Consider the following 19,998-nt stretch of genomic DNA (forward strand, 5'->3'; position numbering starts at 1 on the left):
CCTGTTGCATTCCGTTAGTTGTAGACCCTAGCTCACTTTTCGCGCTGCCTATCCACTCGCCACGGCACCGGCTTTGTCTTGTCGCGCTTGGCCCAGGCATCCGGCGTGACATACAGCCCCCTGGCCGGACGAATGATGCCTTGGGGCAAGTTGTTGCCGAACCGGTTCAATGCGCCCCGCAAGGTGTTGCGATTGATATCAGGCATGACCTTCAAGACCGCCAACTCAATGTCGATGAAGCGAGCGCCATCGGGGCGCTTCTTGACAAGTGCGGTGGCTATGTCCACCACGCGCTGCTGGATGGTAGGCGGCTGACCCATGCTTACTGATACGGCCCCAGGAACCGCACGCCGTTGAAGTGCATCATGTGGGTAGGCGCGTCAGCCACCCACACTTCCGTTTCCCAGGCAATGTCGGCCAGGTATTTGCGCATGGTCGCCCTGTCAGGGAATGCCGAGACATAGACCAACCCAGGCGTTGCATCGCGGAACAAGTGCGCCAGTTCGGCGTGGCGTTTGCCGTCCACCGGGCCATGACTTGAAGCGGCTTCCGCCAGGATCAGCCAGTCGCGGCCCCGGTCATAGAGCACCACATCGGGCAACTTGCCGTGCTTGTCTACCTCCACTCCAAGCGCTTTCAGGCCTTCAACGTCGAAGTGACCATTCTTCGCACCCGTGTCGCCGGCATAGATGAGTTCCGAGCCAGGCGCGAAGTGGCCACCGAACACCTCGATGATCTGCTTGATGAGTTCGCTGTGCTCGCCAGGAGAAAGCAGGAGTTCACCACCCCCGGGGATGACCACGGGCACCTGCTCCAATTCGCGTGCCATGGCGTATTTCGCGGCCAGGGATTGACGCTGCCCCATGTAGTCGGCCAGGGCTTCGGCCCACCGGGGCGTGCCATAGCTGCGAATGAGATCCAGGGCCTCGGGCACGATCTGGTAGACCGCTTTGGGCGAGTTCACCGGACGATCGGGCTTGTCGGGGTTGTAAAGCGCCAAGCCGCCATCTACGAACTGGTGCATGGAGAAGCGGCGGAAGGTTTCGCGGGAGTTGGGCGCGTAGGCCCGGTCGTAGTGGGTGCGAGCAAATTCCATGATGGGCGTGATGCCAATCAAGGGTGCTGCAGCATCCCGCCAGGGCGCTTGGGGTGGAAGGTCGAGCAACGCAAGCAAGCACAAGGCTGACCGGTCGTTGAGTTGTGCGCGGGGGAAATCCAGTGCGCGCAGGATTTCCGTGGCTTCATCAATTCGCTGTTGGCTCATCCAGCAACTTCCCCATGTGTGTGTCGATAACCTCTTGCGAAAGCGATGTTTGCAACCTCGCCCACGCCCCCATTTGCTCCAACCTCATCCTGGACGGGTAGCGGATGTTCTTCAAATCTGTTGCGTTGACCTGGGTGTGTCCTGAAAACCTTCGCAGGTGCTCATCCACCGCCGTTGAGTTCAGATACACGAACAACCCCCACGCCAAGTCCTCGGGCACCCCCTGCTTGCCTTGGTGATAGACATTCAGGTGGTTCTCAAAGCCAATCTTGTCCGGGTTCCCCAACGCTTCGGGGCGCACCATCGACGCCACCACCCGCCGACGCTCTTCCTTTGAAGAAAAGCGCCGGACCACGACATAGGTGCCACACGGCCACAAGTCGCGTTCGGTCTTCTCGTTGCGCTCGATGGCGTTGGGCTTCTTGCCCTCCACCGGCCACACCGTCTGGTGGCCTGCAAAGTGCTGGGCGTAGAGCAAGGGCACCGATGTTGGTGTGGCCTCTTGCCGCAGGTGTTCCCTGGCCCGGAAGTCCACCACGGGTCCCGTGGATACCTTCACTTCCAGCGCGGCCAAGGGCGTATCGATGGCAGCTGCAGCGTCGATGGCATCGACCTTGCCGGATGGAATGTGGAAGAACTGCTCCGGGTCGCCTGGCTTGACGATGGCCGTAAAGGGCACGTCTTCGGCCCGGGTGTCGATGAAGCGGTCATCGGTGGAGTGGCTGATACGAACCGAACCCTGCTCCCCGCCTCGCTCCAACAAGACGATGACGTTCTCTTGCAACACGGCGTCGTCTTTGAACGCCTGCGTGCGGCTGTCGAACAGGTGGATATGCCGGATGGCAGCACGATCGAGTAGGAAGCGGCGGAACGGCTTGTAGTAGGGGCCGTTGCAAAAGCTTCGGGGGATGATGGCCACAAGTTGGCCACCCTCGCCCATCAAGGCAAGCGCCAGGCCTACGAACGCCGAATAAAGGTTGACCGTTTCCAGCCCAGCCCTGCGAGCCTGGGCACGGGCATCGCTGTCTTGGTGGATCTTCTTGTAGGGCGGATTGAGGATGGCATGGGTGAAAAACGCCTTGCCATGCTCGATATCGTCAGCGGCCTGTGAGAGGAAATCTCCCGATTTCACTCTCACTTGCACGCCGAATTCGGCATAGCTCGCCAAGGTCGCTTCCAAATGCTCTCGCAAGCGACTGTCCAGCTCGTGAGCCTGGACAGTGATTGCACCCTCTCCAAGTTCTCCGGCACGCCAGCGGTCAAGTGTGGCGCAAGTCAGCGCACCCAAGCCCGCTCCGGCATCCAGCAGCCGGATATCGCCATTGGTGGGCTGGAACAGATCCGCCATAAAGCTTGCCACCGTGGCAGGCGTCATGAACTGCCCCATGGCCGACTTGTGCGCTCGGGGTGTGGCGCCGTGCACTTCTTGGCGCTGATGTTCGGCGTGGGTCAGCATCTGCGTATCACCATTTCTTGAGACTGGGGCCAGTATGCCCCTGTCCGGTCTCTTCCTCTGCGATCTGGCGCTTCCGCCGCTCGCGGACCTCGCGCTGGGCCAGCATGACGACATGAACCATTCGGGCCAATGTTAACGCCTGGACCTCATCGTCTGCCTCCCAAGCCGCCTCGAAGTCCATGATGTATTGGCTTTTTGCTGCCCGGTTGTCCAGGCGATGCCGGGTGGTCAGTGAGCTGGCTTCCTGCACCAGATCTGGATCGGTTGCCAAGACCCGGCAAAACAGCAAGTCAACATGCAGGTTGCCTTGTGGGTCCAAGCGAAAGCGTTTGGCATACATGTCCCCATTGTCTACACAAGCCCCGGAATGGGAAGCCTCAAACTTCCAAGGGAGGGGCTGGCATAGAAAAGGCCCCCATCTGGGGGCCTTCTGATGTTGCGTATTGCCGACCTGTTATGGGCCCGCCGGAGCGTCGGAGAAGGTCCACTGAACCGTAGAGCGATAAGTGTCGGCAACCGGGATGGCCAGCGTAGTGCTACCTCCATCCAAGCTGTTGACGGCGACGTTGTAGGTAATCGCCTGCACTTCACCGTTGGCTACACCGGAGTAGTGTTCGCCATTGGCGACACTGCCGAAGGGAACGCCGGAGAACTGTTCACCCTGGTAGATGAAAGCTGGGACGATTCCCGCCGTGTTATCACCGGTCAGGGCAATGTCGCCCCCGACAGCGGCGTTAGTGGCAATGGTGTAAGAGACACCGGTTGAGCAGACAGCGTTCATTACACCGGAGCTATTCATGCCGCCAGCAACGGAAATGAAGCCACTCCCATCATCAAACGCACCTGCACTCCCTTGAAGGGAACTATCAAGCACGCTGAAGGCGCAGGTGGGGTCCACGGTAAACACAACCTCTGTCTGGTCCAGGATTTCCGCGGCGGAGGCGGATCCGGCAACAGCCAGCATAACGAGAGCGGCCGAAGCCAAAAGTTTCATTTTCATCTGTCATTTTCTCCTATTTGAAGGGATGGGTGATTTATCTTGAGCTAAACACAAGCGGCTCTGATTATGTGTAATGGATAAACCTTTGTAGTCAAGGGGTAACACTAATTAAAATGACATTCAAAATTGCCGTGTAATTTCCACTCGCAGGCAATTTGTTAAGGTTTACCCCTACCTCCACGGGATGCGAAACCGACTGACCCGTTCCGGTGCCGGTGATTGCCTCGCCTTGGTTGAAGGCTCCCCACGCTTGCTGCGTGTCTGATTGCCGGAGTGAAAACGGGATCGGCTCGGGAGCGCCGGGAGCCATGAACTCCACGACGCCCCCTGGTGCAGCGTTTTGCACCTCCACCCGGTATTCCACACCTGCTGGACACTCGACCACCACCTGCCCATAGACGGTCTGGAACATCGTGTCGGGAGCTGGGCTTTGCAGCACGAGTTGAACGGGCGCGTCCAGTTGGCACTCGGTTGCGGTTTGGGCCAAGCAAAGACTTGGCAGCAAAAGTAGACAAAACAGCACTGCGCGCATTACGGGTTCTCCTTGCAATCCAGATCAACAATCGTTTCGTAGCCAGGCAGGGTGTCGGGCAAGGTGGCCACGCAGGCGCCGCCTGCGTGCTCTACCGTGAGCCGCTGGCCAGCGATAGGCTTCATCAGAACTGCAACTCCACCCTCGCCGACCACCGTTTCTTCGGTATCCGAGACAACCGCGGCTGGTGGCGCCAGATCCTGGCCGTCGATGGTCAGGTGGATTTCTTGCATGGTGCTGGACAGCACCGTGAACTCGACCTTGCCACCTGCTCGTCTGCCAACACTTGCCGGCTGGATCGTGGTTTCAAGACCTACGTCCAGCGAAAGATCCTGCCCATTGATCGAGACCTGGTGGTTCACCAACGCCTGAACATTGGGGATCACCGCAACGCCCTGGCTGTTGGTCTTGCTGACGAACCCACCACCTGCTGCTACTGGCACGCCCTTCTGACCCTCGACTTCAACCACCAGGAACGATCCTGGCGAAGGTCGCTGGAAGACCACGCCTCCCTCTCCTACCCACACCGATCCTTGGAAGCGACCGGTAATCTGGCTGTTGTCGTTAGCGTATTGCGCCGAAAGCGTCGCCACACCCTTGCTGGTGTCAACGGATCCTTGCGCCCATGCGCTTTCGCCTCGGCGGTCGTGCTCAACACCTGCTGACCATCTGACTTCTTTTCCAGCCACCACATTGCGACCCGTCAGGCGCAGCTCGCCTTGTATGTCAGGTGCTTTGCGGGCAGTGGCATTGAGACTGGTGCCCGAGGAAAAGGTATGGCGCCAGGTGGCAAACGCCCCTGCACCTTCTTGGTCCGGACTGTAAGAAATACCGAACCCGAACTCATTTTGCTGCTGCCGGTAACGCATGGATGCGTCCAGGCGCGAACGCGTGGTGCCGTCGTGGTATGTCATGGACGCCGCACCAATCCCCGCGCTCCACGGCCTGCCCTTGGGGTTGTAAGACAAGGCGATGGCGCTGGTGCTTTCAAGGCTCCGCCCATTGGAAAACATCGAGGGAAGCCGATCGTTGGCCAGGGTCCAGTAGTCGTCGGAGTAGCGCGAGTGGCCCGCATGCACGGACCAATCCCGTGCCTTGTAGTCGTAGCTCATGGCGACTGCATGCCCACTCCCTTCGCTTGACTGGCTTGCGGCGGTGTCGATCGACAATGCGCCAGCGGAGCCCAACACAACCCGATTGGACAGCGCCAGGTTGCGGCTTTCTTGGGTGGCCTGAACAGAGCCGCCCAGTGTCCAGTTGTCGGACATGCCGCGCTCAATCTTCGCGGCCACTGCAAGCTGTTGGTAGTCGTCGCCACCTTTGCGAACCTTGCCGACAGTCACTTCCCATTCGGCCATGCCCTTGGGCAGGTTGTTTGGTGCGAGATAGAAGGTGTCCTCCAACACCTGTTCGCGCCCAAAGTCGTCCCGAACCACGACTTGCACGCTGTTGGTGCCCGGCAGGACGGGATACTCATCAACCTGCCACGGGCCCGGCTTGATCGAGTGCTGGCTGGTCTTGTTGCCGTTGATGAAGATCTCGGCCGTGGAAGCGTTCTGGACCACGCCGCCAAGGGTGGGAACGGGCAGATAACTTTCATCACGGCGCAGCGCTCGATCAGACGCGATCCTGACGCCACCAAGGTTCACGGTGGAGCCAAGGTTGGTGCGAGGTGTGAATACATCGCCCAGCTGCACGGCAGTGCCAGATTTCAGGTGGTCGTAGTTGAGCGTTGTCAGGCCGCGGCGATAGGTCGTGCCGGTCGATGTGTGGTTGAGCTGGCCAAGCGAGACAAGCGTTGCAGGGCCTATGCCTACTCGCACCTCGTGGCCCAGGCTTGCGCTGTAGGTGCCATTCTCGTGCACGCGGCCCGCCAGGTCGTAGTTGATCAGAGCACCGATGGGCTGCGGGTTGACCTTGGTCAGCCGAATCCGCTTCCTTCCAAGTTGCTGATCGGGACGCGATGTTGCCGGCACATTCAAATTGACGGCTTGGGCCGCGGCATCGAACTCAGGGATCAAGCCCAGCGACTTGGCAGAGACAAGGCCTGTCTTGCCTGCAAGATCGAGTTCGACGTCGGTCAAGGTTTTCCAATCGGCTACATCGAGCCACACGTCTCCATCAGCAGATTGCTTGATGACGGCAGTGCCGATGACCTCCTTGCCATCCAAGCGGATCGCCAGGATGTTCTCTACGGCATCTTGTGGAGGTTCACCGGCTGCGGCTGGAAAGCAAATACCCAGCGCCACTGCCACTGCAATGGCGCGCCAGGTCATTTCGCATCCAAGATTACGTCCTTGCCGTTGACCTTGACGGAGACGGCCACCTTGGCTTTGCCGTCCACATCAAACCGCGCCTCCTCGCCAGGAAACACATAGCCGATCTGACCCGTCTTGTTGACCGTTCCTGCTACGAGATCCACCAATCGGGCCGAAGCGTTGCCGGTGTTCTTGACCACCAACACGCCACCGTCCCAACGGGCGGATAGCTGCGGTGCCAAGCCTTCTGGGCGCCAGATCCACGCGGTTTTGACATCGATCAGGTGGTGCACGCCGGGAAGCTGGATCACGGCTGGATCCGGCACTTCCTTCACGGTGATGACATACATCTGCTCGTCAGCACTTGTTGCCGCCGCATTCAACGCCCAGCGAACGGTCTGCACCTTCCCAGCTGGAACCTTGAAGATCGAAGGCGCGAAGCGAAGATCTGTAGTTTTGACGGATTTGCGCACGCCGCCTTCGAACAACTGGCGCTCAACGATGACCTGGAAGGTCTTCTCGGTTTTGTCGGTGTTGGCAACTGTCAACACGCCCGCCTTCTTGCTCGGTGCATATTCGGAATACATCGGGCGAACTTGCACCGCGTGCGCCGAGAACGATGCAACAGACAGTGCGAAAATCGTAATGATGATGCGTTTGAACATGGGTTTGGCCTCCTTGAATTCATGGGTAGTGCTACATACCCATGAAAAGGCAAAAGCGGATTTGCGCAAGGGGGCAACAGCGATTTAATTATGCAAACGGCCATCCTTGGCCCATTAACTGGTTAGCTACTGGCGCTACCAGAACCTACGGTCGATACGGTCCAGGTCGTAGTCCTCGCCGAAGGTCTTGGCCGCTTCTTCTGGCGACAGATCCCGATAGCGCGCCAGTTGCGCGTCATCCATGCCGGCGTCTCGGTGGTCGATGCCATAAAAGCGCTTCATGAAGGCATCGAAGTGATAGGTCCAGGCATCCATAGCGTTCTCCAAGGGTGTGTTCGCCCAAAAAACAAGGGGCCCCGAAGGGCCCCAGTGGGGGAAGGTGGTTAGTCCTCCTTGGCTTCCGGGGTGCGCAGGATCACCACGCCATCGACCGGGATGGCTTTGAGAACCAGGCGGAAGCCCTTGCCGTCAGCGTGCGGCCAGGCGGAACCGACCTTGGACCAGTGCGACTTCTGCTGGCCCTGCACCTCGTATTCCTCCACCAGGAAGGCGTCCAGGCGGGTGCTGTCGGTGGCGGGCTTGTTGGTGTTCTTGGCCATGATGTTTTCCTCTTCTCGATAGAGCGGATTGCTCGTGAACCGAGTAGGGGAAAGGCAGGGCTGGTGCACCCCGCAAAAGCGAACGAACGCAAGTGAGTTGAGCCGGAGCCCACGGGCTCCAAGGGGCCGCAATGAAGGCAAACAGGCGTGAAAGGGTCTAGTGGTGTCGCAACCTTACGGGCGACATGAACGGCCCTAGCCTGTTGATCAGCCGCAGTGGAGGAGACAAACCTATATCCGTTTAGGTGCAGGCTTGCTCCTTGAACCACTTGACCCAAGGTGCCACGAAAAAGCAAACACGCCGTAGAGAAGTGGATCCATGGCTAGGAACTCCCACCCGCTACCGAACTGCCTTGACGCAATGCATGACTTGCGGATGGATAGTGCAGGGTCAGCAATACTGGTCCAAAGAGAAAGCCCCGCACATGGCAGGGCTTCTTGGTTCTCTCTCCCGGTCGATGGCGCGGTTGTGCACCCAGGACTAGGAGGCCTTCTTCGCCACCTTCTTGCGGGCCTTCTTCGCCGGCCCCTTGGCTGCTCGCTTCACACCCTTGGTTGCTTTGGATGCCTTGCTTGCCTTTTTCGCTGCCTTCTTGGCAGCTTTGGCAGGCTTGGATGCACCACCAAAGGGATAAGCGGGATACTTCTCATCGGGATTGGCCTTGTGCCAGGCCTTACCTTCCGGTGTGGCCGACCATGCAATGAATGCCTTGTGGCCCTGGCCCCTACCCGTCCAAGTCTCGCCCGTGGGCAACTGATACTTGGGCTCGACTTTGAATTTTTTGCCGGCGTTTGTCTTGGTGGCAGTGCTCTTGGGCGCAACCGCACCCTTGGCTTGCAGCATGCCCATCAGCGAGTTGCGCTGCGCTTGCGTGAGAAAGCGCATGTAGGTGTCCAGGATCTCCTTGATCTGCTCAAAGGAGGCCCGCGCCTGCTGCCCTACTGTTTCGTTGAACTCGTTGCGCAGCCGCTCGGCCTTCTTTTCGGCATCAGCAAGCTGTCTCATGAAGTCATTCAAGATCGCCATTGAAACCCCTTATCCGGTGGATTTACATCCTTGTAAGGGGTTATTTGTTCAAAGGCAAGTCAAACGATGCGAACCGGGGCGTTCATGTTCTGGGTAAACATGTGCTTGCGGATCCGGCTAATGATTGATTGCTCCCCAATTTCAGACGCCATCTGTGCGAAGCGAGGATGCACATACACATGCTCATCCAGCGCCATGTCGAGATAGTCGATATCGGAGTTTTCAATGGCGTGCGCCAGCAAACCAGCCTCGTCCTGCGGCTCCTTTGAGGGCGGGGTGAACATGGCGAACGGTAGGATAGAAAGAATTGACATGTTGGCCTCCAATTGCGTTGGGATACCTTTAATGTCTCAAAGAAACGATTGAGCGCAACCCCCCCTGCTATGACAGCGTGGGTTGGTCCGAAGGCGCAACTGGGTGGGAAGCGCCGCCCTGTTCAAGGCTTGAAGGCTAGGTCATCAGACCCAGCCTTTGGCAGCCATGGAAGAGCACTCATCGCCCGTGATGATGAAATGATCCAGGATGCGGATATCCACCAGTGCCAAGGCTTGCTTCAAGCGGGCCGTTACCGCGCGGTCCGCCGCGGATGCTTCCGGGTTGCCCGAAGGGTGGCAGTGATAGAGCACCAGGGCTTGGGCATTGTGCTGCAAGGCGGCTTTGACCACCTCACGGGGATGGACTTCCGCTCCATCCACGGTGCCCCTGAACAAGTCTTCGATGGCCAGGATGTTGTGGCGGGTATCGAGGAACATGACCCCGAATACTTCATGCTCCAATCCACCGCAATGGGCCCGCAGGTAGCGGGTGGCTTCCGAAGGATCGGCGATGCGTCCCTTGCGTTCCAGGCGCTTCTTCAAGATGGCTTCCGCGGCGGCGATGATCTGGTCTTCCCGATCGGCGTTTGCATAACTGGTCCAAAGGTCGTTGGTGCTCATGTGGTTCTCCAAGGCGTTGTGCCTGTGGAGCGAAAAAGCGAAGGCCTTGGCGTGAGGTGCATCCCGGAGAAGCCGGGACCGAAGCGGAGCAAGAACAGGTTGAAGGGTCTAGCGGTGTCGCACACATTGCGGCACAAGCGGCCCGGAAGCCCTTGCAAAGCGTAGGAGGTTCACCCTTGCCCCAAGCCAGGGTCGTAGCAAGATCCACCCAATAGGCACTGCCCAGGAGAACCGGGCACCAACTGCTTCCTTGGACCCGATGCACGATCGGGAAGTAAGCCGGTGCAGTCTTGAAGTGGAACAAGTTTCGGTAGCGTTGAATGTCGCCAAAGGCACATTCCCGCGCGAAGCGCAACGCAGCCGGAACAAGTAGGGACTTTTCGCCCACCCTGCCCTTTGCATGCGGGTTCTGGTGGGTTGTGAAGTGGGCATCTGACTACCCGCCCTGGCCAGCTTGTTCAGTGGTTGACGGCTTAGCGGAGCCTCACGGGAAGGCGTTGCACTTCACTTGCCACTGCCCGCTCTTCACGAATTGCCGCCAGCAACCCTTGGATTTCTTCTGCGGCGGATTGATCAGGTAGCACGCCCCGGTAGGACCGGGCATCCACATCCGCACCTGCATCAATGAGCACCAAGGCCACTTCCATGTTCTGCGCGGTGTGTAGTGGCGTGAGGCCATTGGCATCCAGGGCGTCTACCTTGGCGCCATTGGCGAGCAAAGCCCTGGCCACTTCCGCGCTTCCAGCCCAGTGAAGCGCCGTGCGCTGCATGTTGTCCCGCTGGTCAACAAATTGCCCGTGGCGAACCAAGCCACGGATCGTATTAGGCCGGTCGTAGATTGCGGCCAGGTGCAAAGCAGAGTGTTGTTCTTGAACAAGCATGGCGCCCTCCTAAAAGCGTTGGATATATTCACTATCCAACGCAATTGGATGAGCGCAAGAGGCTACAAACGCCGTGAGCGCTGGATCTGCTGGGTTGATTGCTCACTACTTGCTGATAGCACTAGGGCATCGGCGTCGGCTTGCGAGGGAGACCACGCGGGTGTGGCAGCATGTAAGCATTGGTGATCACAGATCGATCGCATTCGATTCGCCAGATCTTCAAAACCAGCCTCCCGCGCCAATTGCTCTGCGGTAATGCCTTCGTTGTTCGCAATCGAAGGGTCCGCGTCTGCGTCTAACAATCGGTTGGCTAGGGCTCCATAGCACTTGAACAACGGGGTCTCACCTTCTTCATCCTGGATGTTCACATTGGCGCCAGCCTCCAAAAGCACCTCGACAATATCAGTGCTCATGTCCTTGCCCTTAACTGCGTAGTGCAGTGCCGTTAGGCCAAAGTCATCTTGCAAATCGCACGCGGAAGGGATTGCATCAACCAATGCCTTACATATGTCCGCGGAACCTCTGAAAACTGCATGATGAAGCGCAGAGCATCCATTATCGGTTTGTATGGTGGGGTCAGCGCCGTTGGCAACTAGCTTACTGACAACATTAGTTTGATTGTGTGCAGCGGCAACCACCAGGGCCGTTTCGTTAAACTCTCTGGTTCCGGCATCGATATCAAAACCGTCTTCAATGTAATCGTCAACGACCTGCGCCCAATTATTAGCGCATGCAAGGATGAAGTTGTTTAACCGTTCTTCGCTTGGATGTGTTCGCATTCCATCTCCCCTTGCAAGTCTTTTAACTAATGTCTTAAAACTTTCCCCGGCGCAAGGGGTTAGAGACGCCTGCTTCGCTGCTGGTGTTGGGCTTGCTGCTCGCCCGTAGCCTGGGGCATCAAGGCGTCAGCGTCGGCTTGTGAGGGAGACCAGGCGGCTTGAAGTTCTTTTGCCTGGGCGTTTGCCAGCACTTCAAGGCAGTTGGGTGCATATTCGCTTGCGATATCGAAAGCGTTCTGGTCGTTGCCGTCTTGCTTGTAGGGATCCACACCCGCTTCAAGCAATGCATTGATCATTTCGTGGTTCTCGAACTCAATAGCCGTGTGGAGTGGAAACGCACCGCCAAGAGTGTGTTCATCTAGCGCCAGGGCCACAGACAACAGGTTGTTCTCGATCGCTAGTCCCATTGCCGGTGAACCAAATGTAGCTGCACCCTCTTCAATGAACTTGATTGCGACCTCGGGCCTGCGATCATCGATTGCTGCTGAAACCGGGGTCCATGCGTCGCCATATGTCAGATGGGAAATAGCGGTGTCAATGTCAGCACCATGGTCCATCAGAACATCGATCTGGCCAGGCTCGGATACATTGAACAGTGCTCGGCACACTTCTTCGTAGGTGATCCCGCCTTCAAACTGCTCTTCCTCGTTGCGGATCGCTAGGAAGATCTCGGTATCTTCGGTGTCCCCGTTCTCTACAACATAGTTGAGGCTTTCACGCCCGGCATCACCCAGCACGAGCGCATGATCCAGATACTCCCGAACACCGGCCTCTTCGTGATCGACTTCGAACTCATCCCGCAGCTCTTGGTTGTTAAGCGCTTCATGAAGATCATCCAGCGTGAAATCAAAGAGCTTGGCCATAGTCCTCTCGGTTTGGGGGTCTACACCTATTGAATAGGCAAAGGGTGCGAGCGCAAGGGGTTAGAGACGCCTGCTGCGCTGTTGGTGTTGCTGCTGGACTTGCTGCTTGCCATTTTCCTGGGGCACAAGGGCATCGGCATCGGCTTGGGAAGGCGACCAGGATCCGACAACCCCAAGCGTTGCTTGATCAAGAGCTTTCGCCTGCGTGTTGCTCAAAGCTCGACCGGTCACTTCTGCTTCCAGCCAACCCATGAATTCCTCCTCGCTCCCGACACCGTATTGTGTCCAAATGCAGTCATCCCATATTCCAGTCTTATGAGTTTCAGGGCCTTCCAGCGTGCCGAAAGTGTCGCACTGGATAACCACACCCTGGTTGAGCCCCTGTTCAACAGCCTCGCGATCGGCATACAGGATGGCAACCTTCACCCGTTCTTCGTCCAGTGTTAGCGTTTCATCACGCTTGGGCTGATAGGTCAACACTTCCTCATAGAGCGAGACCGGGATTGTTCCAAGTGAGATGTTGCTCCCAGCAACGAAGTCAGCATAGACAACATGAGCCAGATCTTCGGTCAGGTTCTCGTAGTTATCATATGCACAGGCTCGTCTGGACATAGCACCTGATATGAAGTCATTCAGACGTTCAAGATCAGTATCTTTCCCATGAGCATTCGCACACTCTTCTAGACCTTCTTCAACCCATGAAGATAGCTCGTCAAAAGAAACTGCAACACAGCTAAATTCGTCTTCGTCCTCGAAATCATCTTGCATGGGTTTAACTCCTGAATTGAAGGGTATGCTGCTGATCGTTAAAGCCGCCTGCGCTGAACTTGTTGGGATTGCTGCGCCCCTGTTGCCTGGGGCACCAAGGCGTCAGCGTCGGCACTTGATGGAGACCAGGCAGCCGCAAGCTCATCGGCCTGCCGGTTGGCCACCACCAGGTGCATAGCCGCCACCAACTTGTCGTCGCTTGCCGCTTCGGCGTAGTCGATGCAGGTGGCGCCGTCCTGGTTGAACTGGCCTGGCACTGCCCCGTTGTCGATGCGAAGCAAGGGGTCGGCGCCAGCTTCAAGAAGCGCCAGGCCAACTTCTGTGAAACCGTTGCCAGCTGCAAGATGCAGTGGGGTCATGCCGCTTGTTTTGTTCTCTCTGGCGTCGATATCTGCGCCAACTCCGATGATGATGTTGACCATGTGAAGATGATCCGCCATGACAGCCATATGGAGCGGCGTAAATCCCTCATCGTTAAGCTCTTCTATGTCCCCGCCATTGGCCATCAGTTGCTCAAAATAGGAATAGTTTCCAAGTTGTGCAGCGCAGTGGAGCTGGAAAGGGTGCTCTTCAAGTGAAGCGAGCTGATCCTCTCGACTAGTAGCATCAACTTCCTCCCACTCGTTCATTTCCGCCCGCCAGTTCTCTTCGGTATCAATTGACCCTGTAAACGGGTTGATCAGATACCGTTGTTGCTCGATTGAACTAGACATGATCACTCCTTAAAGGCGCCTTGAACGCTGTTGGACGGGCGCCTGGTAATCGGCACTAGCTTCGGGGACTAAAGCATCGGCGTCGGCTTGTGATGGGGACCACCTGCCCGATGCTTTCACCGTCATAGCATCCAGCTCATTGGCCTGCTGGCGGGCACGAAATGCAGCAAAGACCCGTTTGCCATTCGCATTGGCATCTTCCTCTGCCGTAGACATGAGCTTGTCATTGATTGATTGATCCGCCCCGGCGTTCAAGAGCATGATCATAATTTCTTCGTTATCTGCCAACGCCGCCCAGTGAAGCGGAGTCATTTTGAGCATTTGATCAGGGCAGTTGATATCGGCGCCATCTGCCAATAGCTGTTCAACTACCTCTTCTTGATGAAGCATGACAGCATTGATTAGCGGAGTATTACCATCCTGGTCGAACTTGTTCAGCTCATTCTTGCTCGCCATTACAGCCTTCTCCCCTGCTGCCGCACTTGGTTGTGCTGCTCGCCGGTTGCCTGCGGCACCAAGGCATCGGTGTCGGCCTGGGAAGGCGACCATGCACCAGATGCTTCAATGGTTCTGGCGTTGAGCACGGCTGCTTCCATGGCGGCCTTGGTTTGCACCACTCCATTCTCTTCGGCCAGATCAAGAGGGGTCTTGCCCGCATTGTTGGTTGCCATTGGGTCAGCACCAGCATTGACCAGCACCTCGGCATTCGCATAGCGACCGTAGGCAGTCGTGCAGTGAAGTGGTGTGTTGCCAAAGTTGTCCGTCGCCATGGGGTCAGCACCGTTATCGATCAGCACTTGAAGCGTATCGTGCCGTCCATTCCTGGCCAGCCAGTGCATTGGCGTTAGGCCGTAGGTATTACGCGCTTCTACGTCGGCGCCAGCGTCAATCAAGGCCTGGGCGATCTCCGGGGTTTTAGCAAAGTGCAATGGCTTGTGCTGCTCCGTATCGTCCTGCGGAAGCTGAATACCGTTAGGGTTCTTGCCCAGTCCAATAAGTTTTTCAACCACCATCGGATGGCGCGCTCCATGCAAATCCCGATACTCGCGCGGAACGTGATCAATCAGATCGCAATCGATATGCGCCAAGCACTCGTTCGCCTTGGTGCTATACCAGTCCTCAGTTTCGCATGACTGGTAGTTCAAGCTGCGAAGTCTTTGATGGACCACCTCGGGATCCAGCTCGTGGTCCATGGGTGTGTAGGTGTAGGTGTCAGGCTGGGTTTGTTCGTCGTATCGATAGTTCACGCTGCGCACGTTCTCGTCGTGCAGGATCTGGCCCAACTCGTCGGGGTTCGATACTCCCATGCCTTCCAACAGTCCTTGCTTCACGCTCCAAGAAACAAGCACGTCGATTTCTTGCATATCGACAATGTGGGCAGACATGGGTTCTCCAAAATTGTTAGTAGTAATCAGTTAAACAGAAGCCCTGTTGAGCGCAAGGGGTTAAAGGCGCCTGGCTGAACCGCTCGCCAGCGCTACCGCAGCCGTGCTTCCATCCAGCTTCCGTTGGTGCTTCACGGCGCGCAGATAGGCCGCCACTTCGTCATGCCCCTGGGCTTTGGCGAGGGCATACGGCGTGGCCCACGCGTTGAGACTGGCGTCAATGTCTGCTCCCGCTTCGACCAGCACACGAACAACATCCAGCTCGCCCATCAAGGCCACCGATTGCAGAGGTGTTCCGGAGTGAGCGTTGGCGTCCACGAACGTCCCCGCCTCCAATAGCAGCAGCGCCATTTGTGGTGTGCTGGCCATGTGCAACGCGACTTGCCCGTGTGCATTGGCCAGGTTGGGATCCGCCCCGCTTTGCAGCAATTCCCGAACCATGGGAACGAAGCCGGCAGCGGCTGCAACCGCAAGCGGTGCCTGGGGAGAGGATCCGCCAATGAAGTTCGGGTCAGCACCGTTTGAAAGCAGGAATGAAACCATCTCTTCGCTCCCCGTCAGGCATGCCTGGTGCAGTGGATGCTGCTTTTCAGCATGAGTGGAGTTCACATCCGCACCGGCCTGAACCAAAACATGGGCAAGATCCACCCGGTTCCGTGCGGCCACGATCGACAAAGCGGTAATGCCTTGGCACTGACAGGTGGAATTGAGGTCTGCCCCTTTGCCGATGGCAGCAACTACGCCCACCAGGCTTCCTTGCCTGGCTGCAGTGCAAAGGTCATGAGTGGGGCCTGTGCAGTTTTTGCGGGTGCTCATGGGGCCAACCTCACCACGATTGGTTGACCGTTATCTGAAATTCGAATCATTTCGAAGTCCAAAATACGCAATGCAGCGTTCAAGCATTCTTGCTCTGACTTCCGCAATCCCTCTGCAATTACTTCTACAACGGTCCCCAGCGCTGCGGCATCTCCGATCTTCATGGCAATAGCCTTGGCAACGTCTTTGAGATAGACAAAGCAGTCCAAGTATTTATCAGGGCAATTGTGAAGTGCATCAATTGATCGTTCGACAGCGCATACGAAACACTGCTCACACGCCCCGCAAGGAAGCTGCGCACTGATGGTTGGCGAGACTTCACGATTAGTGCTCATGCGGCTTCTCCTGCCGCACTGCCCTTCCACTGGTCGCGAAGATCTACTTCCATCCAAGTGAGAGTGTTTACGAGATCGCCAAGGTCTACATTCACATAGCCCTCATCGCTCTCCACGGAATACAAACGATCGTCTGTGTTGTAGTAGCCATCGCTCTCCCACTCCAAATCCATCTCTTGCGTATCCATGTCCCGGGCCTTCTCAATAGCCTGGTCCATGCTGTCAGCCTCCACTTCAACGAATGCGCACTCTTGGAGGCTATGTTCGAATTTCAGGGTGTAGGTAGCCATCGCTTTGCTCCGTATCCAGCCACTGCGGCGGATTTCGATGCAAAGCTACGCGGCTTGATGGGGGTAGTTAGGGGGACCCCCTAACTTGGCCAGCCTTAGACGGGTGGCGTTGACCGGTTCAAAGCACATCGGTCAGCGATGGCAGCCAGACTTGCGGCCTGGATAGCCAGTCGATCGGCTTCCTGGGTGGACCACACGGCATAGGCCCGTGCCAGGTCTTCCTTGTCTTGATCGTCAGTCCATGGCTGGTCCAACGCATCCATGATGGTCATCCGTTGGATGACAACAGCACGAGGATCGCGGAAATACAGATCCACCAGGGCATCGTGGGAGAACACGGCGCCAATGATCCGGGTGCTTCGCCCCTCGTGCACGGTGATGAAGTCCACATCGCCTTGCACCACCTTGTCTGGCGCATCCCAGGGCAACTCTTTGTTGGGATCTACATGCCCTGCATCCACCAAGGCTTGAAGCCACTTGCGCAAGTTGGTGATGCTGGCCCTTGCGGCAGGTTTGCCTTCCCGACCGAATGACCCTTCCACCTTGAACGGCTGCTTGGGCGGGTCGATGGCTTTGAGCGCGCTGAACTGCACCGGGCGGATCTCCAAGAACACCATGGCGGTCATGGTGTCGATCCGGCGCGAGGGGTCGATGCTGGCGGCCTCATCCATCCTGGCCCGCAGCTGGGCATAGGTGAGCTTCTTGGGCGGTTCCTTGCCAAAGAACTCTTCAATGGCGCGCTTGGTCGCGGCTTGGCGGGTGGGCTTGGCCATGACCCATGGTCGCCCAACTGGTGGCTGGATGGAAACCCCTGCCTACCTGGCCAGCTCCATGCCCCGCTTGCGCTGCTTGGGCTCCCTGGCCGTCTCGGTGGCCTTGGGGGTCCTGGCCTTGGTCTTCTTCTTGGGCGACCACTTGCGGCCACGCTGGGGCCTTGGCTGGTCGTCTTGCACCGGCTCGTTGGACAGCTGCCGCTCAATGATCTTGATGGGCTCGCGCTGGTAGGCCTCAATGCCAAGATGCCGGCAAACGGCTTCGGCGCGGGTGGCGGCGCGAAACAGTTCCATTGGATCGTCTTCCAGCTTCTTGATCCAGGATTTCGCGTAGGCGGCATGCTGGCGGGGATCGTGGCCAATGCCCAAGCGATCGCCGATCAGAAGACTGGATAGCTCGGCCACCAACTCTTCGGCCGCATAGCTCTCGGTGCCAAATACGCCAGACAGATCCCGGTTCAAGCGGCTCTCATGCCCCGTCCAGTGGCCTAGTTCATGCAAGGCGGTGGCGTAGTAGCCATCAGGGGTCTTGAAGTTCTCGCGGGCTGGCAGATGGATTGTGTCAGCGCGAACACGGTAATAGGCCCGGTTGCCGCCGTCATGGAAGATCTTGGCGCCGCTTTCTTCCAACAAGCGTTCGCACTCTCCATGGCGGAACTCAGGCGCCGGCACCTCGCGTCGCTGCTCTGGCACGCCCTCGATGTGATCGCAATTCCACACCATGAACCACTTCAAGCAGGCCTTGCCGCGGGGGTCGTTGGGGTCCAGCACCTTGCCGTCTTCTGGCTTGTCGGGTCGCTTGAACCATGGGATCAGTAATCCGTTGCCCTTCGCACCTTCCTTGAAGCGCAAGCCTGCTTTTTGCTTCTGGGCATAAGTCATCCAGCCCGCACTTTTGTAGCCGCGTTGCTTGGCCGCACTCCACAAATAAAGCATGTTGCCTGCGGTGTATTGCCGCCCTGACAAGGCATTGAACGGCATCTCACCTAGGCCAAATGCATTGTTGCCAGCAACCCAAGGCTTCTCCCAGTAGAGAGGATCCTTGAACAGCTCGATCATGAACTTGGCGCCTTCTTCGGCGTTTTTGAACATCTGGCTCATGATGACTGCTCCATCCGCAACATGCCGCCGCGGTCCAGAAACTCGTCCAGGTAGTCAAACAGCTGGAAGCGGTCCAGCAAAAGCTGGCCTTGCTCTATGTCACCAATGTGAAGGGATACGATGAGATCGGTGCCGTGCTGCTCTACCAGATACTCGGCAGCTTCGTCGTCATCGTCGTGGGCGCGCTCATCGAACGCGATATCGGAATAGTCGGGGTCAGGCATGGGGGAACTCCGCGAGGGTTCCCCTTATCAAAAGGTCTAGCTGGTATTTAGCAAGGGTTACAGGCGGCGAGATGGAGTATTGATTGAGGTAGCGGTTGGTGTTGTCTCTTCAAGCGCCTTGGCTTCACGCCGAGATTTGTCCTGTTCAACGGCCATGCAAAGGTATTCATACATGTCATCTTGACAATCATGGATGCCAAAGTATTCAAGCACATCAAGCCCCGCTTCGTGGGATAGGTCAGCTCCTGCCTCCACCAGCATCGCGGCAATTTCAACGCTGCTCGCATTAAAGATTGGTGTTTGTTCACCGTAGTCCTCGGCGTTGACATTCGCACCGAAATGAAGAAGCCATTGCGCAATCTTGGCAGATGAGACGTCATGTAGCGGGGTTGACCCCGTGTTGTCCTGTGCATCTACATCCGCGCCAAATGCACAAAGAAGCCTGACAAGTTCAGGATCATCCTTACGCGCTGCACTATGCAATGGGGTATCCCCATCCCATGTCCTCGTATTTGGGTTCTGACCAGCGGACAAAAGGGCATAGGCAACGTGTGGCGATGTGACTAGATGTAGCGGAGCAAGTCCCTCCGTTTCTTCATCATCCACTACCAAGTCCAAGACGCCCTGATTGATGAGCTGTTTGACAGCTTCAAGATTGCTGGCCTTAACCGCGTCAAAAAGTGCGTTAACGCCAGCGTCCATCAAAGTCGCCTTGAATGCTTTTGGAACTGACCTTCTTTGTGCTCCTGGCTTGCTGTCGGCACAAGCGCATCAGCGTCGGCTTGGGATGGAGACCAAGCGCCAGCGGCCTTCACCGTGATCGATTCAAGCTGTTCATGCTCCCACTCTGATTCTGCTACTGCGGCAGCTCTCAATTGATCAGACAACTCCTTGGGGGAAAGGTCTATGGAGTTATCAGCGTGACCATCATAGTAGCCCTGCTGCCGATTCTCGTCGGCCTCACCACTTCGCAAGTCCACTTCTGCCTCCTTGCGTTGAGCATTGTTCCAGTCGTCCTCGCTGTCGAAGCCCTGTTCGGCCAGCACATCGAGGTTGTAGATGGCCCACTCATCCTGATTAAAATCCTTGGAAATTCGGGACAACTCGTCGCGCACCCTTTCAGGTGCACCAAGTGAATCGCAAACCCGTTCTGCTTCCCTCTTGTAATAAACCCGATCAGCGCCAGGATCTAATTCTTCCCAGCGATTGCCATCGAAGGAAAAGCAGTCTTTATCCGCATTCCAACTGACGCCACTTGTATGTTCGTTGCCATCAATCTCGCGATCAGTTGGCTCATTAGTTCGAACATTCATGCTATGTCTCCGTGAGTTGGT

Annotated in this window: 28 protein-coding genes; all 28 read right to left on the minus strand. The window is 57.2% G+C overall.

What is annotated here, in order from left to right:
• Positions 1 to 32: 32 nt before the first annotated feature.
• The 28 genes from N799_RS01495 to N799_RS15095 all read right to left on the minus strand — a co-directional run bounded on the left by N799_RS01495 (position 33) and on the right by N799_RS15095 (position 19,977).
• Positions 33 to 287 carry a hypothetical protein gene (locus N799_RS01495; RefSeq protein ID WP_152597770.1) on the minus strand — a complete coding sequence of 85 codons (255 nt, stop codon included), beginning with the start codon at positions 285 to 287 and terminating at the stop codon, positions 33 to 35.
• 35 nt (positions 288 to 322) lie between these two features.
• Complete coding sequence (locus N799_RS01500) at positions 323 to 1,264, minus strand: BsuBI/PstI family type II restriction endonuclease (protein ID WP_036206890.1); 942 nt, start codon at positions 1,262 to 1,264, stop codon at positions 323 to 325.
• Positions 1,245 to 2,720 carry an Eco57I restriction-modification methylase domain-containing protein gene (locus tag N799_RS01505; protein WP_036206892.1) on the minus strand — a complete coding sequence of 492 codons (1,476 nt, stop codon included), beginning with the start codon at positions 2,718 to 2,720 and terminating at the stop codon, positions 1,245 to 1,247. The genes N799_RS01500 and N799_RS01505 overlap by 20 nt, the downstream gene beginning before the upstream one ends.
• 7 nt (positions 2,721 to 2,727) lie before the next feature.
• Positions 2,728 to 3,060: a hypothetical protein gene (locus N799_RS15075; RefSeq protein WP_152597771.1), complete on the minus strand. Its 333-nt coding sequence runs from the start codon at positions 3,058 to 3,060 to the stop codon at positions 2,728 to 2,730.
• A gap of 114 nt (positions 3,061 to 3,174) precedes the next feature.
• Positions 3,175 to 3,720: a Csu type fimbrial protein gene (locus N799_RS15080; protein ID WP_152597772.1), complete on the minus strand. Its 546-nt coding sequence runs from the start codon at positions 3,718 to 3,720 to the stop codon at positions 3,175 to 3,177.
• A gap of 91 nt (positions 3,721 to 3,811) precedes the next feature.
• On the minus strand, positions 3,812 to 4,252 hold the full coding sequence (locus N799_RS14545; RefSeq protein ID WP_081974624.1) for a spore coat protein U domain-containing protein: 441 nt from the start codon (positions 4,250 to 4,252) through the stop codon (positions 3,812 to 3,814).
• Positions 4,252 to 6,528, minus strand: a complete 2,277-nt coding sequence (locus tag N799_RS14550) for a fimbria/pilus outer membrane usher protein (RefSeq protein WP_081974625.1) — start codon at positions 6,526 to 6,528, stop codon at positions 4,252 to 4,254. Before N799_RS14550 ends, N799_RS14545 begins: the two co-directional genes overlap by 1 nt.
• Positions 6,525 to 7,175: a fimbrial biogenesis chaperone gene (locus tag N799_RS01515; protein WP_036206896.1), complete on the minus strand. Its 651-nt coding sequence runs from the start codon at positions 7,173 to 7,175 to the stop codon at positions 6,525 to 6,527. The genes N799_RS14550 and N799_RS01515 overlap by 4 nt, the downstream gene beginning before the upstream one ends.
• A gap of 135 nt (positions 7,176 to 7,310) precedes the next feature.
• On the minus strand, positions 7,311 to 7,490 hold the full coding sequence (locus tag N799_RS01520) for a hypothetical protein (RefSeq protein ID WP_036206898.1): 180 nt from the start codon (positions 7,488 to 7,490) through the stop codon (positions 7,311 to 7,313).
• Positions 7,491 to 7,558: 68 nt separating this feature from the next.
• Positions 7,559 to 7,774, minus strand: coding sequence for a hypothetical protein (locus N799_RS01525; RefSeq protein ID WP_036206902.1), 216 nt, complete (start codon positions 7,772 to 7,774; stop codon positions 7,559 to 7,561).
• Positions 7,775 to 8,255: 481 nt separating this feature from the next.
• On the minus strand, positions 8,256 to 8,801 hold the full coding sequence (locus N799_RS14555; protein ID WP_081974626.1) for an H-NS family nucleoid-associated regulatory protein: 546 nt from the start codon (positions 8,799 to 8,801) through the stop codon (positions 8,256 to 8,258).
• A 59-nt stretch (positions 8,802 to 8,860) separates the two neighbouring features.
• Positions 8,861 to 9,115 carry a hypothetical protein gene (locus N799_RS01530; protein WP_036206905.1) on the minus strand — a complete coding sequence of 85 codons (255 nt, stop codon included), beginning with the start codon at positions 9,113 to 9,115 and terminating at the stop codon, positions 8,861 to 8,863.
• Positions 9,116 to 9,259: 144 nt separating this feature from the next.
• Positions 9,260 to 9,736 carry a JAB domain-containing protein gene (locus N799_RS01535; RefSeq protein ID WP_052100949.1) on the minus strand — a complete coding sequence of 159 codons (477 nt, stop codon included), beginning with the start codon at positions 9,734 to 9,736 and terminating at the stop codon, positions 9,260 to 9,262.
• A 473-nt stretch (positions 9,737 to 10,209) separates the two neighbouring features.
• A complete protein-coding gene (locus tag N799_RS14560) occupies positions 10,210 to 10,617 on the minus strand; it encodes an ankyrin repeat domain-containing protein (RefSeq protein WP_081974627.1) in 408 nt (135 codons plus the stop codon).
• Positions 10,618 to 10,679: 62 nt separating this feature from the next.
• On the minus strand, positions 10,680 to 11,396 hold the full coding sequence (locus N799_RS14565) for an ankyrin repeat domain-containing protein (protein ID WP_081974628.1): 717 nt from the start codon (positions 11,394 to 11,396) through the stop codon (positions 10,680 to 10,682).
• Between the two features lie 59 nt (positions 11,397 to 11,455).
• The gene (locus tag N799_RS14570) at positions 11,456 to 12,259 is read right to left on the minus strand and encodes an ankyrin repeat domain-containing protein (RefSeq protein ID WP_081974629.1); all 804 of its coding nucleotides are present in this window, start codon (positions 12,257 to 12,259) and stop codon (positions 11,456 to 11,458) included.
• Between the two features lie 60 nt (positions 12,260 to 12,319).
• Entirely contained in the window at positions 12,320 to 13,027 is a 708-nt protein-coding gene (locus N799_RS15085; RefSeq protein ID WP_152597773.1) for a hypothetical protein, read from the minus strand.
• A gap of 38 nt (positions 13,028 to 13,065) precedes the next feature.
• A complete protein-coding gene (locus N799_RS14220) occupies positions 13,066 to 13,740 on the minus strand; it encodes an ankyrin repeat domain-containing protein (protein WP_152597774.1) in 675 nt (224 codons plus the stop codon).
• 9 nt (positions 13,741 to 13,749) lie between these two features.
• Positions 13,750 to 14,196 carry an ankyrin repeat domain-containing protein gene (locus N799_RS14575; protein ID WP_160279945.1) on the minus strand — a complete coding sequence of 149 codons (447 nt, stop codon included), beginning with the start codon at positions 14,194 to 14,196 and terminating at the stop codon, positions 13,750 to 13,752.
• On the minus strand, positions 14,196 to 15,125 hold the full coding sequence (locus tag N799_RS14580) for an ankyrin repeat domain-containing protein (protein ID WP_081974632.1): 930 nt from the start codon (positions 15,123 to 15,125) through the stop codon (positions 14,196 to 14,198). Before N799_RS14580 ends, N799_RS14575 begins: the two co-directional genes overlap by 1 nt.
• Positions 15,126 to 15,185: 60 nt before the next feature.
• Positions 15,186 to 15,941, minus strand: coding sequence for an ankyrin repeat domain-containing protein (locus N799_RS14585; RefSeq protein ID WP_081974633.1), 756 nt, complete (start codon positions 15,939 to 15,941; stop codon positions 15,186 to 15,188).
• Positions 15,938 to 16,276: a hypothetical protein gene (locus tag N799_RS15090; protein ID WP_152597775.1), complete on the minus strand. Its 339-nt coding sequence runs from the start codon at positions 16,274 to 16,276 to the stop codon at positions 15,938 to 15,940. The genes N799_RS14585 and N799_RS15090 overlap by 4 nt, the downstream gene beginning before the upstream one ends.
• Complete coding sequence (locus N799_RS01550) at positions 16,273 to 16,566, minus strand: hypothetical protein (RefSeq protein ID WP_036206907.1); 294 nt, start codon at positions 16,564 to 16,566, stop codon at positions 16,273 to 16,275. Before N799_RS01550 ends, N799_RS15090 begins: the two co-directional genes overlap by 4 nt.
• A 95-nt stretch (positions 16,567 to 16,661) precedes the next feature.
• Complete coding sequence (locus N799_RS01555; protein ID WP_036206909.1) at positions 16,662 to 17,339, minus strand: hypothetical protein; 678 nt, start codon at positions 17,337 to 17,339, stop codon at positions 16,662 to 16,664.
• A 42-nt stretch (positions 17,340 to 17,381) separates the two neighbouring features.
• Positions 17,382 to 18,440, minus strand: a complete 1,059-nt coding sequence (locus tag N799_RS14230) for an ArdC family protein (RefSeq protein WP_081974635.1) — start codon at positions 18,438 to 18,440, stop codon at positions 17,382 to 17,384.
• Positions 18,437 to 18,664 (minus strand): hypothetical protein, encoded by a 228-nt coding sequence (locus N799_RS01565; RefSeq protein ID WP_036206911.1) that lies wholly within the window; start codon positions 18,662 to 18,664, stop codon positions 18,437 to 18,439. Before N799_RS01565 ends, N799_RS14230 begins: the two co-directional genes overlap by 4 nt.
• A gap of 57 nt (positions 18,665 to 18,721) precedes the next feature.
• Positions 18,722 to 19,366: an ankyrin repeat domain-containing protein gene (locus N799_RS14590; RefSeq protein WP_081974636.1), complete on the minus strand. Its 645-nt coding sequence runs from the start codon at positions 19,364 to 19,366 to the stop codon at positions 18,722 to 18,724.
• Positions 19,366 to 19,977 (minus strand): hypothetical protein, encoded by a 612-nt coding sequence (locus N799_RS15095; protein WP_152597776.1) that lies wholly within the window; start codon positions 19,975 to 19,977, stop codon positions 19,366 to 19,368. The genes N799_RS14590 and N799_RS15095 overlap by 1 nt, the downstream gene beginning before the upstream one ends.
• Positions 19,978 to 19,998 lie beyond the last annotated feature (21 nt).

Origin of the sequence: Lysobacter arseniciresistens ZS79, assembly GCF_000768335.1 — a bacterium.
GTDB classification, from domain to species: domain Bacteria; phylum Pseudomonadota; class Gammaproteobacteria; order Xanthomonadales; family Xanthomonadaceae; genus Novilysobacter; species Novilysobacter arseniciresistens.